This is a genomic window from Streptomyces griseorubiginosus (assembly GCF_017614965.1).
Classification (GTDB): domain Bacteria; phylum Actinomycetota; class Actinomycetes; order Streptomycetales; family Streptomycetaceae; genus Streptomyces; species Streptomyces griseorubiginosus_B.
In genome coordinates this window covers 49,288-63,703 of the sequence record NZ_WVUG01000015.1, presented here as the reverse complement: position 1 = coordinate 63,703, position 14,416 = coordinate 49,288, and the positions used below count along the sequence as shown (strand labels likewise).

The 14,416-nt window shown below is 70.9% G+C and carries 15 protein-coding genes; 6 read left to right on the top strand and 9 right to left on the bottom strand.

Features of this window, described 5'->3' with window-relative positions:
* The 3 genes from GRC12_RS05195 to GRC12_RS05185 form a co-directional block, all read right to left on the bottom strand.
* The coding region (locus GRC12_RS05195; RefSeq protein WP_208777793.1) for an alpha/beta hydrolase at positions 1–879 on the bottom strand (879 nt) is incomplete at its 3' end.
* Between the two features lie 243 nt (positions 880–1,122).
* On the bottom strand, positions 1,123–1,743 hold the full coding sequence (locus GRC12_RS45340; RefSeq protein ID WP_244372037.1) for a hypothetical protein: 621 nt from the start codon (positions 1,741–1,743) through the stop codon (positions 1,123–1,125).
* A 101-nt stretch (positions 1,744–1,844) separates the two neighbouring features.
* Positions 1,845–2,813: a Dyp-type peroxidase gene (locus GRC12_RS05185; protein ID WP_208777791.1), complete on the bottom strand. Its 969-nt coding sequence runs from the start codon at positions 2,811–2,813 to the stop codon at positions 1,845–1,847.
* A gap of 506 nt (positions 2,814–3,319) precedes the next feature.
* Here GRC12_RS05185 and GRC12_RS05180 point away from each other — a divergent pair.
* Positions 3,320–4,081 carry a PIG-L deacetylase family protein gene (locus GRC12_RS05180; RefSeq protein ID WP_208777789.1) on the top strand — a complete coding sequence of 254 codons (762 nt, stop codon included), beginning with the start codon at positions 3,320–3,322 and terminating at the stop codon, positions 4,079–4,081.
* Between the two features lie 7 nt (positions 4,082–4,088).
* Here the strand turns inward: GRC12_RS05180 and GRC12_RS05175 are convergent, their stop codons facing one another.
* Entirely contained in the window at positions 4,089–4,568 is a 480-nt protein-coding gene (locus GRC12_RS05175; protein WP_208777787.1) for an ATP-binding protein, read from the bottom strand.
* Positions 4,569–4,807: 239 nt separating this feature from the next.
* Between GRC12_RS05175 and GRC12_RS05170 the strand changes: the two genes are divergently transcribed.
* Both GRC12_RS05170 and GRC12_RS05165 read left to right on the top strand, forming a co-directional pair.
* Entirely contained in the window at positions 4,808–6,721 is a 1,914-nt protein-coding gene (locus GRC12_RS05170; protein WP_208777785.1) for a glycoside hydrolase family 15 protein, read from the top strand.
* The gene (locus tag GRC12_RS05165; protein ID WP_308286477.1) at positions 6,714–8,135 is read left to right on the top strand and encodes an MFS transporter; all 1,422 of its coding nucleotides are present in this window, start codon (positions 6,714–6,716) and stop codon (positions 8,133–8,135) included. Before GRC12_RS05170 ends, GRC12_RS05165 begins: the two co-directional genes overlap by 8 nt.
* On the opposite strand, the gene GRC12_RS05160 is transcribed toward GRC12_RS05165, so the two are convergent.
* On the bottom strand, positions 8,136–8,660 hold the full coding sequence (locus GRC12_RS05160) for an ATP-binding protein (RefSeq protein ID WP_208777781.1): 525 nt from the start codon (positions 8,658–8,660) through the stop codon (positions 8,136–8,138).
* Between the two features lie 401 nt (positions 8,661–9,061).
* On the opposite strand from GRC12_RS05160, the gene GRC12_RS05155 reads away from it, so the two are divergent.
* Together GRC12_RS05155 and GRC12_RS05150 are read left to right on the top strand one after the other, a co-directional pair.
* Positions 9,062–9,469 carry a RidA family protein gene (locus GRC12_RS05155; protein WP_208777779.1) on the top strand — a complete coding sequence of 136 codons (408 nt, stop codon included), beginning with the start codon at positions 9,062–9,064 and terminating at the stop codon, positions 9,467–9,469.
* Positions 9,470–9,691: 222 nt separating this feature from the next.
* Positions 9,692–10,336 (top strand): DUF1707 SHOCT-like domain-containing protein, encoded by a 645-nt coding sequence (locus GRC12_RS05150; protein WP_208777777.1) that lies wholly within the window; start codon positions 9,692–9,694, stop codon positions 10,334–10,336.
* A gap of 39 nt (positions 10,337–10,375) precedes the next feature.
* Here the strand turns inward: GRC12_RS05150 and GRC12_RS05145 are convergent, their stop codons facing one another.
* The 4 genes from GRC12_RS05145 to GRC12_RS05130 form a co-directional block, all read right to left on the bottom strand.
* On the bottom strand, positions 10,376–11,347 hold the full coding sequence (locus GRC12_RS05145) for a threonine ammonia-lyase (protein WP_208777775.1): 972 nt from the start codon (positions 11,345–11,347) through the stop codon (positions 10,376–10,378).
* Between the two features lie 59 nt (positions 11,348–11,406).
* A complete protein-coding gene (locus GRC12_RS05140) occupies positions 11,407–12,393 on the bottom strand; it encodes a L,D-transpeptidase (protein WP_208777773.1) in 987 nt (328 codons plus the stop codon).
* A gap of 112 nt (positions 12,394–12,505) precedes the next feature.
* The gene (locus GRC12_RS05135) at positions 12,506–12,928 is read right to left on the bottom strand and encodes an arsenate reductase ArsC (RefSeq protein ID WP_208777770.1); all 423 of its coding nucleotides are present in this window, start codon (positions 12,926–12,928) and stop codon (positions 12,506–12,508) included.
* A gap of 143 nt (positions 12,929–13,071) precedes the next feature.
* Entirely contained in the window at positions 13,072–13,446 is a 375-nt protein-coding gene (locus GRC12_RS05130; protein WP_208777768.1) for an ArsR/SmtB family transcription factor, read from the bottom strand.
* Between the two features lie 105 nt (positions 13,447–13,551).
* Between GRC12_RS05130 and arsM the strand changes: the two genes are divergently transcribed.
* Positions 13,552–14,373 (top strand): arsenite methyltransferase, encoded by an 822-nt coding sequence (gene arsM, locus GRC12_RS05125; protein WP_208777766.1) that lies wholly within the window; start codon positions 13,552–13,554, stop codon positions 14,371–14,373.
* Positions 14,374–14,416: the final 43 nt, after the last annotated feature.

The following is a 14,416-nucleotide window of genomic DNA, read 5'->3' as shown; positions in this document are numbered from 1 at the left end:
GGGCGGGGGTGCGCCGATGCGACGGGCGGTCTGCCCCGGGGTCTGCTCGCTGAACACGTCGTCCTGGGCGCCGAAGACGACGGACTTGGGGATGTGGACGGCGGCGAGACGGGCCACCTGATCCGCGGGCAGGCCCGGCACACCCTGGCCGAGCATGTCCCACAGCGCGGTCTCCGCCCCCGGCACCCGCAACGGCCGCCGCCACTCGTCCACTCCGGCCGCGTCCAGCCGCGGACAGGCCGGCCCGCACTGGGCATCGTAGAAGGAACGGATGAGCCAGTCGACGCCGAGCCCCAGGCGCAGCAGGCTGGTGCGATAGGGGTCGATCAGCACGTACTTGAAGGCCGACGGCGGACCGGCGCCGGTGTTCAGGGCGTCCCCGTCGAGCAGCATCACGCCGGCCAGCCGGCCCGGGGCGCGCAGGGCCGCCTCGGTGACGACCGCGGCCCCGCTGGAGTGGCCCACCAGCAGGGGGCGTTCACCCGGCCCGCCCAGGTTCAGGGCGTCGAGGAAGCCCAGCAGCTGGCGGGTGAAGTGGTCGACGGTGTAGGGGCCACGGCGCTGGCTGTAGCCGTCTCCGGTCAGGTCCAGCGCGTAGACGCGGTGATCCCGGGCAAGCAGCGGGGCGAGTCGTGACCAGGTGTCCGCCTGCTCGAAGGCACCGTGGACGAGGACGACCGGTGAGCCGCTCGTGCCCCAGGTGCGGTACCGGGTGCGGACATCGGCGGCCTGGACGTACCGCAGCCCCTGGGGAGGCGCGGCCCGCCCCGCCGTGAACGCGTTGAACACCAGCGAGGCCGTGGTGACGACGGCCAGCAGCACGGTGCAGGTGATCACCGCGCGCCGCACCCACCGCCTCAGCCGCGACTGCCCCCGCACGGGTGTGCTCCCTACGGTGTCGGTATCCACCGGCCGTGGTTCGACATCCACGTACGCCTCCGTTCTCTCCCCGACCTCCGCTCCACAGCATCGCCCCGTCGGGGATGGGGATCATCCACCGCAGGTCGCCATCCCGCGTACTCCCGTGGGCGTAAAGGCCCGTCCCCGAGACCCGTCGGACGACGCCGGAGGTGTTGATCGTGGTCGGAAGGGGCGGTCACCGAGCGGGTGGAGTGGGCGTCGTCAGTTCCAGCCGCCGAGGAAACCCGAACTGAGCTGGGCGTCGCAGATGTTGTACCCGCCGGACGCGTGCCCCTTCTTCGTGTGGCCGTCGACCGTCACCGAACAGTTGATGTCGCCGGAGCCCTGGAGCTGGGCCGTCACGGTGTAGTACATCGCGTCCTTGTGCAGCGGCAGCGTGGCCTCGAACTCGCCGTTCTTGAAGGTGCCCTTCCGGGTGTCGGAGTCGGAGCCGTAGCTGATGTCCAGCGGTCCGAGCGCGCCGGCGGGGGCGGTTCCCCACACCTTGAAGGTGACGACCTTGCCGCCGGTCTTCCTCGTGTCACCGGTCTTCTGCCCACTGCTCGTGCCGGTGTCGCCCGCCGGCTTCCCGCCCGTCGACGCGGAATCCGTGGCCTTGGCCCGGCCGGAACCGCTGGAGTTCTTCGAACCGGAGCCGCCGCCCAGGACCGCCGCGACGACGCCGATCACCACGACCAGGCCGACGATGCCGAGGCAGCCGAACCCGAGGATCCTTCCCACGCCGGTCTTCTTCGGCGGCTGCGGCGGGAACGGCGGCTGGCCGTAGGGCTGCTGGGGACCTCCCCAGCCGGGTGGCTGCGGCGGGTACTGCTGGTTGCTCATGGTTCCCCCTGAGTCAGATACAGATCTGCTGAATGCGAGGTATGTGACTCGCGGGGGGACGCCTGAGGTTGCCGTGGATCACGCGGTTCACTCGAAGGTGTTCAGCGGGAGTGCTCGCTGCCGGGCGGTTCGGGCAGGTCCTCCAGGAAGTCCGCCGTGGGGACGTGGAAGAGGGTCCCGGTCAGGGCGGTGGAGAAGTCGAGGATCCGGTCGTGCGGCGCGTCCGGGGTGCCCAGGAACATGCGCTCCAGCATCGTCTCCGTGACCCTCGGCGTACGGGCGTAGCCGATGAAGTAGGTGCCGAACTCGCCCCGGCCGACGGTGCCGAAGGGCATGTTGTCGCGGAGGATCTCGTGCTCCGTGCCGTCGGCGTCGGTCACCTTGGCCAGGGCGGTGTGCGAGTCGGCCGGCTTGACGTCGTCGTCCAGTTCGATGTCGTTCAGCTTCGTCCGGCCGATGATCTTCTCCTGTGCCTCGACGGGGAGGGCGTTCCACGCGTCGAGGTCGTGCACGTATTTCTGCACGACGACGTAGCTCCCGCCCGCGAATGCCGGGTCCTCGTCCCCGACCAGGACGGCGGCGCCCGCTCCGGCTCCGACGGGGTTCTCCGTGCCGTCGACGAAGCCCAGCAGATCGCGTTTGTCGAGGTACTGGAAGCCATGCACCTCGTCCCGTACGGTCACCGCCTCGCCGAGCCGGGCCATGATCTCCGTGGCGAGCGCGAAGCACAGGTCCAGACGTGCGGCGCGCAGGTGGAAGAGCAGATCACCGGGTGTGGCCACGGCGTGGTGCACCGGTCCGTGCAGCTCGCGAAAGGGGTGCAGCTCGGCCGGGCGGGGGCCCGAGAAGAGACGGTCCCAGGCCTCCGAGCCGATTCCGGTGACGCAGCTGAGCCTGCCCTCCGGCTCGGCGCGGAAGCCGACGGCACGCTGCAGGGAGCTCACCCGGGACAGCACGTCCCGGGTGACGGCCTCGCCGCCCGGGTCGATCGTGGCGACCAGGAAGATGGACGCGCTGGTGAGAGGGGACAGCACCATCTGCGGAGTCGGTGCCGAGGCGTCGTGTGCCATGCGCGGCTGCCCTTCCCGTCGTCGTCTGCGGTTCGGCGGCGGACGCACACCACGTCTTCGGCCGGAACGGAGGCGTCGGGGGCAGGGCCTCCTCGCTCCGCGCCGACTCTATGACCCGGAGGTCGCCGCCGCAGCCGGACGGAGGGGAAGCGGAAGACGTCGTGATCCGGCACTGGCGGGACGGTGCCACGAGGCGGCGACCGACATCGGGCGGAGGACTGCTGTGAGTGACGGTTCGCCTCCTGAACCAACAAAGAAGGCGGGTGTAGCCCGGCGAGGTGGGGGTAGACGTGCGCCTGGCGGTCGGGAAGGGCTGTGACCTGGGGAGGTTGAGCAGCCCTTCCCGACCAACTCACTTCGGCGGGTCGGCCGTTGCGCTGACACCGGCGTGGGTCGAGGGGTGATGGGCGGCCGGACCCCTCGCGCCCCAGCCGTCCGCCGGACCAAGCGCGTCGACGCCCCGAAACGGCGGACGACGGAGCCCCGAACGCGACAAGATGGCCGATATGTCATTGCCTGCCCTCCCTGAAGAGTCCTTCCGGCGCGTGCTCTGCGTCGTCGCGCACCCCGACGACATGGAGTACGGCACCTCCGCGGCCGTCGCCCGCTGGACCGCTCGTGGCATCGAGGTCGGCTATCTCCTGCTCACCCGCGGGGAGGCCGGCATGCCGAACCCTCCCGAGGAGACGGCCCGTCTGCGCCTCGCCGAACAGCGGGCCGCCTGCGAGGTCGTCGGCGTCAAACACCTGACCGTCCTCGAACACCCGGACGGCGTGCTCGTATACGGCCTCGGCCTGCGCCGCGACATCTGCCGGGAGATCCGCCGGTTCAAGCCCGACGCGGTGCTGGGCGGGGGGTACGAGGTCGAGGCGCCCTACGGCTTCGACCAGGCCGACCACCGCGCGGCCGGGCTGGCGACGCTCGACGCGGTGCGCGACGCGGGCAACCGGTGGGTCTTCCCGGAGCAGATCGACGACGAGGGCCTGGAAGCGCACACGGTGCGCTGGCTCCTCCTGCCCGGACTCCCCGGCTTCGGCGCGACCCACGGCGTCGACGTCACAGGTGAGCCGCTGCGCCGCGGTGTCGCCTCACTGGAGGCCCACGCCGCGTACCTGGCCGCCCTCCCGGACCATCCCGCGCCCGAGGACTTCATCCCGAAGATCACCGCGATGGGCGGCAGGGCCATGGGCGTCGAGCACGCCGTCCTCTTCCGCGCCCACGACCTGCAGGCACCGCCGGACTTCCTCGGCGAGGCCGGGCAGGAGTGACGCGAGGTCAGCCGACCTGATCGCCCGCCACGTCGCCCACCGCGTTCTCGGTCAGCAGCACGGCCGCCATGATCCGCTTGCCCACGGGTTCGCGGTGCATTTCGAGGCTCCGGCACAGGGCCGTCACGATCTCCAGGCCGTGCTGGCCGACCCGGCCCGGATCCGTGGCCTGGACGAGCGGCAGTTGCGGTTCGCTGTCCCACACGGTCACCTCCACCGCCCCGTCGCCGACCTCCAGCGTCAGCAGGCACGGGCCCGGCGCGTACTTGTGGGCGTTGGTCACCAGCTCGCTCACCACGAGCTGGACGGCGCCGACGGCGCGGGGCGAGACCGTCAGGCCGTGCATGTCCTGGAGGTCGACGAGGAAAGAGCGGGCCAGGTCGCGGGCTTCGGCGATCTCCTCGTGGCCCTCGAAGGCGACGGCGGCGGAGATCCGGCGCTCCAGCAGGGGTTGCGGACCCTCCTCGTTCTGCCCGGGCAGCTCCATACACAGTCCGCCTCACGTCCGAAGCGCCGCTTGCCCCACCCCATCTACCCCCGGCGCACCACCACATTCGTCATATTGGTGAAATCTATTTGAGGTAATCGCCCCCACCGGACCACGGCCTGCTTTCACCCGCGGTGGGTGATGTTCCCGGCACCGCCCGGCCGAAGACTTGTCGTGCACAGATCTGTGGCGGCTACCGCCCTGCCGCCACGGCGTCCCGTACCCGGCAGGGGGATCACGTGAACCGGTACCCGCCCATCGCGGAACACGGCATGGTCGGCGACCTCCAGACCGCCGCCCTGGTGTCGTCCGGCGGAACCATCGACTGGTGGTGCACGCCTCGCTTCGACTCGCCCAGTGTCTTCGCCTCCCTCCTGGACGGCGAACGCGGCGGGCACTGCCACCTGGCCGCGGAGTTCCCGGACGGGAACGCCATGACCGTACGACAGCTGTACCTGTCCGACACGGCCATCCTGGTCACCCGCTTCATGGCTCCCGACGGAGTGGGCGAGGTCGCCGACTTCATGGTGCCGAACCCGTCCAGCACACCGACCGACGTGCATCAGCTGGTGCGGGTGGTCCGGGTCGTCCGGGGCCGGCTGCCCTTCGCCCTCAGCTGCCAGCCGCGCTTCGACTACGGCCGCGGCACACACACCCTCTCGCTCCCCGACGAGCACTCCGCCGTCTTCCACGGCCCGGGCGCGGACCTGCATCTGCAGTCCACCGCCGGCATCGCCTTCCGCGAGGACGGCGACGACGTCAGCGCACGCTTCACGCTGCTCGCCGGCCAGGCCGCCGCCGTGGTGCTCACCAGCGCGCCCGGCGGGTCTCCCGCTCCGCCCGTGCCCACGCTGGAGGGCGTCGCGGACGCCATGGAGACATGCCGCGCCTTCTGGCTGTCGTGGCTGCGTTCGTGCACCTACCGGGGCCGCTGGCAGGACATCGTGAACCGCTCGGCGATCACGCTCAAGCTGCTGACGTACGCGCCGACCGGCGCCCCCATCGCCGCCGCCACCATGGGACTGCCCGAGCAGATCGGGGGTGAGCGCAACTGGGACTACCGCTACACCTGGATCCGTGACGCGTCGCTGTCCGTGCGCGCGCTGATCGACCTGGGCTTCGAGGACGAGGCGTACGCGTTCCGCCGCTGGCTGCGCGATCGCATCGAGACCAGGGACCGGAGCTCGGGCGACCCGCTGCAGATCATGTACCGGATCGATGGCGACCCCCATCTGACCGAGGAGACCCTCGACCACCTGGAGGGCTACCGGGGCTCCCGACCGGTGCGGGCCGGCAACGCGGCGGCGGACCAGCTGCAGCTCGACATCTACGGCGAGGCCTCCGACGCGCTGATCGTCGGCGGGGACGTCGGCGCGATCCGCGGCTGGCATGCGCTGAGTGAGGTCCTGGACTGGCTCGCCGGGCACTGGGACCAGCCCGACGAGGGGATCTGGGAGACCCGGGGCGGACGGCAGGACTTCACCTACAGCCGGCTGATGACCTGGGTGGCGTTCGACCGCGGCGTCCGCGCCGCCGCCGCGTTCTCCCGCCCCGCCGACATCGCCCGCTGGACCGGAGCACGGGACGCCGTCTTCCGTCAGATCGTCGAACGCGGCTGGCACGACAAGCGCCAGGCCTTCGTGCAGCACTACGACACCGACGTCCTGGACGCCTCACTGCTGCTGATGCCGAGGGTCGGCTTCGTCTCGCCCCACGACCCCGACTGGCTCAGCACCCTCGACGCCATGGACGAGGAACTCGTCAGCGACAGCCTGGTCTACCGGTACGACCCGGCGGCCTCCCCCGACGGCCTGCGCGGTTCGGAGGGCACCTTCAACCTGTGCAGCTTCTTCTACGTCGAGGCACTCGCCCGCAGCGGCAGGCTCAACCAGGCCCGGTACGCCTTCGACAAGATGCTGACCTACGCCAACCACGTCGGCCTGTTCGCGGAGGAGATCGGCCCCTCGGGCGAGCAACTCGGCAACTTCCCGCAGGCGTTCACCCATCTCGCCCTGGTCACCGCGGCCATGGCACTCGACGAGGAACTCGAGAAGGCCAAGACGGGACCCCGGCACGGCGACAGCGGCCACCCCGTGACCCATGGCCTCACGGTGCCCCACGCGGACGCGGGCGGAGGCGGCACCGGTGGCTGAGACGGCCGCGGCGGCTCGGTCGCCGGGGCACGACAGGGTGCTCGCCGCCCTCGCCCTCGCGCAGTTCATCTGCAGCTTCGCCGGCTCCAACATGAACGTGATGATCAACGACATCAGCGAGGACCTGGACACGAGCGTGCAGGGCGTACAGGTCGCCATCACCGTCTTCCTGCTGGTCATGGCGGCGCTGATGATCCCCGGCGGCAAGCTGACCGACCGCTACGGCCGAAAGCGCTGCTTCCTGGCCGGTCTGATCGTGTACGCCGTCGGGTCGCTGCTCAGCGCGGCCGCTCCCGGCCTCGGCGTACTGATCCTCGGCAACTCCGTCCTCCAGGGCGTGGGTACGGCCCTGCTCATCCCGCCCGTGTACATCCTCACGACGCTCCTGCACCCGGACCTGACGTCCAGGGCACGGGCGTTCGGCATCGTCATGGCGCTGGGCGGCATCGGCGCGGCCGCCGGCCCGCTGATCGGCGGGCTGATCACCGAGGGGATCAGCTGGCGGGCCGCCTTCGTCTTCCAGGCCCTCGTCATCGCGGTGATCGTGACGCTCGGACGGCGCCTGGAGGACCCGCTGCCGCCCGACCCGAGCCGGTCCTTCGACACCGGCGGGGCGATCCTGTCCGCCCTCGGACTCGTCCTGGTCGTCATGGGCATCCTGGCCGCCGACAACAACGTCTGGCTGATGGTCGGCCTGCTCGTGCTGGGCGCCCTGGTCCTGCTCTGCTTCTTCCGCTGGGTGGGCGCCAGGGAACGGTCCGGCGGGCAGCCGCTGCTGTCCCTCAGCCTCTTCCGCAACCGCACCTCCAACCTGGGCCTGGTCACCCAGAACACGCAGTGGCTGCTGCTGATGGGAACCTCGTTCACGGTCGCGGCGTACCTCCAGGTCGTACGCCACTACAACGCCATCGAGACCGGTGTCATCTTCACCGCCGCCACTCTCGGGCTGCTCATCTCCTCGCTGTCCGCCGCACGACTCGCGAGGCTGCGCCCCCAGCGCACCCTGATCATGGCCGGCTTCGTCGTCGCCGTCGCCGGGGTGGCCCTGCTGATCGCGCTGGCCGCCGCGTACACCACCGCCTGGGCCTACGTCCCCGGGCTGCTCCTCATCGGCCTGGGCCTCGGCGGGATGCTGACCCCCTCGGTCAACGTCGTCCAGTCCAGCTTCCCCGAGGACCGACAGGGCGAGATCTCGGGCCTGTCCCGCAGTGTCTCCAACCTCGGCTCCTCCTTCGGCACCGCCATCGCCGGCACGATCCTGGTCTCCGGGCTCACCAAAGGCGCCTACGCCGCCGCGATGATCACCCTCGCCGTCACGGCCCTCGTCGGCCTGGCCGCGGCGACCCGCCTCCCGAGGACCACGGCCGCCGGCGACCGGCAGCCGGCCCGGCCCGCCTCACCGGCGAGCCACTGATCACGAGGTCTGTTGTGTCCGGCCCGAGATGGACGAGGACAGCACCGTCCTGTCGGCCCTGCCGAGTTCGTCGCCCGTGACCAGCCTCAGGTGGGCGGTGATCTCCTTGCCCCTGCCGCGGGGAGTGACGACGACCTCGTCACTGACCGAGTGCACCAGGTGCAGTCCGTGTCCGCCGACGCGGCCGCGGTCGGGGGGCCGGACCGTCGGAGCCTGGGGCGAGGTGTCGTACAGGCTGATGGCGAGGTGTGTGCCGGTCAGCTGCACCGTGAGCGAGCAGGGGCCGGGTGCGTGCCGCAGGACGTTGGTGACGAGTTCGCTGACGACGAGTTCGGCGTCCATGGCCCGGGACGCGGGAACGGGTGCGCGGCCGGCGCGCGGGACATGGGCGAGGACGGCGCGCAGGTCGCGGCGTGCCTGGGCGGCGCAGGCCGTGGTCGGGCCCCACGCTGCGGCGTAACGCAGCGTGGCGTGCTCGTGCCGGCCCGGCTCATCCTCCGCCTGCTTCATAAGCGGGATGACCATGTGGGGCTCTTTCGTTGTTCACCACTCGTGACCGATTGCCGCTCTTGCGGCTACCCGTGCACAGGCCACGTACACAGCCCCACACGATCCCGGCTGCCGCCGGGTGCGGGGCGCGGTCGGCGCGGAGGAGGGCGTCCGCCGGCCTACCACCGGTGCGGCCGGGACAGTGCGCCGGGTTGGGCGCGGCGGTAGCGGTCGTACACCTCTTCAAGCAGTTCGCCGCACGCGGCCCGCGCGAAGGCGCCGCGATGGAGGCCACCGGTCGGCCCGCTCGCGCACGGTGGTCACCATCCGGTTACCCAGTCACCGAAAAGTGCGTTCTTCCACGTCAGCGCCCACTCTCTTATGGTTGCCGAGTAACCGGAAGAGACCACGAAGGTCTGACATGAAAGGCGGACAGCATGACCATCACTCTCAGGAATCCCGAAGGACTGCCGAAGATCGACGTCTACCGCCAGGTGGCGATCGCCTCCGGTTCGCGGCTGGTCTTCGTCGCCGGGCAGGTCGCCTGGGACGCCGAGGGGACGACCGTCGGCAAGGGAGACCTCGCCGCGCAGGTCGAGCAGAGCTATCTCAACGTCGCCACCGCCCTGGCCGAAGCCGGGGGCTCCTTCGACGACGTGGCGAAGCTGACCTTCTACGTCGTCGACTGGAACCCCGACAAGATGCCCCAGCTCCTGGACGGCATCTCGCGGGCCACCGCGAGGCTCGGGGTCACTCCGGTCCCGCCGACCACACTGATCGGGGTCGCGGCACTGGACGTCCCCGAGCACCTGGTCGAGATCGAGGCGACCGCGGTCCTCGACTGACTGTGCCGGCCCTGAGCAACTGGCCCTCGGGGCCCGGTTGTTGCCCCGACCACGTCCCGGCATGATGGATGTCGTACGCCGTGAGTCACCACCGGCCGCCACCCCTCCGGGACGGCGCCCGGCCGGGGTCCATGTCGCGATATAGCGTTAGTCTTCTCGTCGCGTCGCTGCTCGCGTCGCACCAAGACGTCGGATGACGTTCGACAGGACCAGGACGGAAGCATGTCGGGAGAGATGTCGCCCACGCCGAAGGGCTCCGAGCTCGGGTCGCCGCCCGAGCTGCGAGCCTCCCACGCGGACCGGGACCGCGTGGTGGACGTGCTGCGCATCGCGGCGGGGGACGGCCTGCTGACCTCGGACGAGTTGGACGAGCGTCTGGAGGTCGCCCTGTCGGCACGGACCCTGGGCGAACTGTCCGCGCTCACCGCCGACCTGCCGAACGTGTCGGCCGAGGCGGAGGCCAAGGACGTCGTCCGGATCGAGCAGGTGCACAGCGGCGCGATCGAACGGGCGGGGCGCTGGGTGGTGCCGCGGAGAATGGAACTCGCGGTGTACTGGTGTGATGTGACGCTCGACTTCACCGAGGCCGTGATCACGCACGACACCTTGCGGATCGACCTGGAGACGGCGGGGAAGACCCTGACGCTGATCACGAGGCCGGGCGTCGTCGTCGACACCGACGGCCTGCGACTGGTCCACAGCAAGCTCACGTACCGTCGGGCTCCGGCTGACCAGGACGCTCCGGTCACCCTGCGCGTGGAGCTGGTCGGCCAGAAGGCGCACGGCCGCGTGGTGGTACGGCCGCCTCGGCGGACGTTCGGTCAGTGGCTGCTGCGCAGGCCCACGCCCCCTGCCGCGGGCGCTTGATCCGCTCCCGCCGGGGCGGCGGTCGGCGTCGGCGCGACGTCAGCGAGAAGCCGTACCGACCCAGCGGTGGTACGCGTCCATGTCGACGTTGCTGCCGCAGATGACGGTCACCACGTGCCGGCCGGCGAAGCGGTCCCGGTTCTCCAGAAGCGCCGCGACGCCGAGCGCCGCCGACGGTTCGACGACGAGGCCGGCGTGGTGGAGGAGCATCCGCAGGCCGGCGACGATCGACGCCTCCTCGACCAGCAGCGCGTCGTCGGCGACCAGGAGGAGGTCGTCCAGGACGGCCGGGATGGGGTACCGGCCCGCGACGCCGTCGGCGATCGTGTCGGTCGAGTCGGTGGTGACCACGCGCCGGCTGTGCCAGGAGCGGGTCATCGCCGGCGCGCCCAGCGGCTGGACGCAGATCACCTCGGTCCCGGGCGCCAGGTCCTTGACCACGTGCCCCACACCGGTGGCGAGCGCCCCGCCGCCGAGTGCGATCAGGACGGCGTCGAACGACGGCTCGGCGTCCACGAGTTCCAGGCCGATGGTCGCCGCGCCCTCGCAGGTCTCGATGTCCAGGCTGTCCTCGACCAGCCGGACGCCCTGGTGCCGCGCGACGGCCGCCGCCCGCTCACGCGCCGACTCGTGGTCGCCGTCCACCAGTTCCAGCCTGGCGCCCAGCGCGCGGATGCGATCGAGCTTGGCCACGGTCGCGAAGCGCGATGCCACGACGGTGACGTCCAGCCCACGCCCACGGCCGGACCAGGCCAGCGCCTGGCCGAGATTGCCCGCGCTGGCGCACACCACGGCCCGCGGACCGTGCTCGGCGAGCCGGCTCGCGACCACCTCGGTGCCGCGTGCCTTGAAGCTGCGGACGGGGTTCGCCGTCTCCAGCTTGACGCTCACCGCGCAGCCGAGGTGCGGCTCCAGTGCCTCGCAGCGGTACAGCGGCGTGTCGAGGAACACCGGGTCGATCACCCGGCGGGCCGCCCGGATCCGGGCGGTGTCGAGGCGTGTCTGCCGCACGACGCATGAGCGTACCGGTGACGGCCGGGACGGCGACCGTCACCGATGTGCGGGCCGGGTCACAGCGTCGCGGTCGTCTGCTCCCCGGCCCCGCTGCCCGCGAGCCACTGGCTCCAGGAGAGGTTGAAGTCGGCGTAGCCGTTGTCGGCCGGGGCGTTGCCGCGGGGCGAGCCGGTGATGGTGACGGGGTCGCCCTGCTTGATCTGGCCGTAGAACCACTTGGCGTCCGCCATGGACAGGTGGACGCAGCCGTGCGAGCCGCGGGCGCTGCCGCTGCCCGGATAGGGGTCACCGGTCGAGTAGTGCACGTACGTGCCGGACTGGGTCAGGTGCACGTCCCAGGGCAGCGTCAGGTCGTAGTAGTTGGGGCTGCCCTTGTCGCAGCTGATGCCGACGCTGCAGGAGGTCATGTGGACCTTCTCCTGCTTGTCGATGACGGCCATGGTGCCGTCCCACGTCGGGTACTGGGCGCTGCCCGCGTTGATGGACAGGGTGCGCACCAGCTTCCCGTTGCGGGTCACCTTCATGGTGTGGCCGGTGACGGAGACGTCCGCGCGGACGTCGTCGCCGATGGTGAAGGTGTGCGTGTAGCCGTGCACGCCGTAGCGTCCGTTGCCGTTGCTGACGCCCTTGAGGTCGGCGTCGATCTTCACCTTCGTACCCGAGGGCCAGAAGGTCTTGGGCCGCCAGTCGGCGCGTCGGTCGCCCATCCAGTGCCAGGCGCCGGCCACCGGCTGGGAGGCGCTGACCTTCATGTGCTTCTCGACCGTGGCCCGGGCCTTCTCCGCGACGGGGTTGGTGAAGATCACCGAGATCGGCATGGCCACGCCGACCGTGGTGCCCGTCTGGGGGGTGATGGTGTCCAGCAGCATCGGCGGGCCCGCGGGCTTCGTCGGCGTCGGCGAGGCACTCGCGCTCGCCTTCCCCGACGCCTTCGCGTCGGTGCCGCTCGCCTTGTCACCGCCGCCCGCGCCGCAGGCGCTCGCGCCCACGAGCGTCGCGACCGTGACGAGTGCGATCCCTATGCCACTTGTGCGCCGTCCCACGACCTGTCCCGTTCTCTCCAACTGCCCAGCCCCTGCGGGCCCCGACTCCTAGTCAGATGACTACGGCATGCGTCGCAGTTGCGTGCGGTGGGCAGATTTTTGGTGATCCATATCACTCCTCGGTCCCGGATGTCACCTCTCCGATCAGCGCGCGGACGCGGCTCTCGATCTCGTCGCGGATGGGGCGTACGGCCTCCACGCCGCGCCCGGCCGGGTCGTCGAGCCGCCAGTCGAGGTACCGCTTGCCGGGGAAGACGGGGCAGGCGTCGCCGCATCCCATGGTGATGACGACGTCGGAGGCCTGGACGGCCCCGGTGGTGAGGATCTTCGGGGTCTGCGCGGAGATGTCGATGCCGACCTCGCTCATCGCCTCGACGACGGCGGGGTTGACGGCGTCGGCGGGGGCGGACCCGGCCGAACGGACCTCGACCCTCTCGCCCGCGAGGTGGGAGAGGAACGCGGCCGCCATCTGGGACCGGCCGGCGTTGTGCACACAGACGAACAGCACCGAGGGGCGAGGGACGGAAGTGCTCATGACGGGGCTTTCTCGGAAGGTGAAGTGAGGTCAGGACGAGGCGGGTTCGGCTTCCGCGGGCGGGACGGAGGCGGGCGACATTCCCGCGAAGGAGCCGATGCCGGTGATCGCCTCCCGCGTGAGCCGACGGCCGAGGGAGGACTTCACACCGTGGTCCCGGCGGGTTGCGGGATGGCCAGGAAGGCGGAGAGCCGGTCCAGGGCGCCGGGCAGCACCCAGTAGTACACCCAGGTGCCGCGTCGCTCGCAGTCGATGAGCCCGGCCTGCCGCAGCAGCTTGAGGTGGTGGGAGATCGTCGGCTGGGACAGGTCGAAGGCGGGGGTCAGCTCGCACACGCAGACCTCGCCGCCCTGACCGCGCGAGGCGATCATCGACATCAGCCGCAGTCGGACGGGATCACCGAGCGCCTTGAAGACCTTGGCCAGGTCGGCGGCCCGGTCCTCGTCCAGCGGCGCGGCGGACAGGCCGGCGCAGCAGGCGGCGTCCTGCCCGAGCACCCGGAGCTCTTGTTTCGACATTCCTCTATGTTGACGTCTTTCGAATCAAGGCGCAAGCTTGCATCAATGACCATCAATACAAGCCGTTCCGGGCCTGTGCTGAGGCCCGTCACCCGGGAGTGCGTCATGAGCGAGCAGTCCACCGACCTGCGCGAAACCGTCCGTCAGCGGTACGCGGCGGCAGCCACCGAGGTCGCCGAGGGCGGTAACGCGTGTTGCGGGCCCGAGCCCGTCGATGCCGACGAGAACTTCGGCTCGGCCCTGTACGCCGCCGACGAGCGCGAGACCCTGCCCGCCGAGGCCCTGGCCGCCTCCCTCGGCTGCGGCAACCCGACGGCCGTGGCCGAACTGCGCGAGGGCGAGCGCGTGCTCGATCTCGGTTCCGGCGGCGGGATCGACGTCCTGCTGTCCGCCCGCCGAGTCGGTCCGACCGGCAAGGCGTACGGGCTCGACATGACCGACGAGATGCTCGAACTCGCCCTGGCCAACGCCGCGAGGGCGGGCGCGACGAACGTGGAGTTCCTCAAGGGCACCATCGAGGCGATCCCCCTGCCCGCGGGCACCATCGACGTCGTCATCTCGAACTGCGTGATCAACCTGTCGGTCGACAAGCCCGCGGTGTTCGCGGAGACGTTCCGTGTCCTCAGGCCCGGCGGCCGGATCGGCGTCTCCGACGTCGTCGCCGACGACACGCTCACCGTGGAGCAGCGGGCCGAGCGCGGCGACCACGTCGGCTGCATCGCCGGCGCGCTGTCCTTCAGCGAGTACCGCGCGGGCCTGGAGTCCGCCGGGTTCTCGGACATCGAGATCACCCCGACGCACGCGGTCGCCGACGGCATGCACTCCGCCGTCGTCCGTGCCACCAAGCCCGCCGCCGTCACGGACGCCGCCGTCACCGTGAGCCGGGCCAAGAATGCCGCCGGGTGCGGGTGCGGATACGGGCACTGACATCGCCGTCAGGGCCTTCGTATGCGGCTCAGGTCCACGGCGA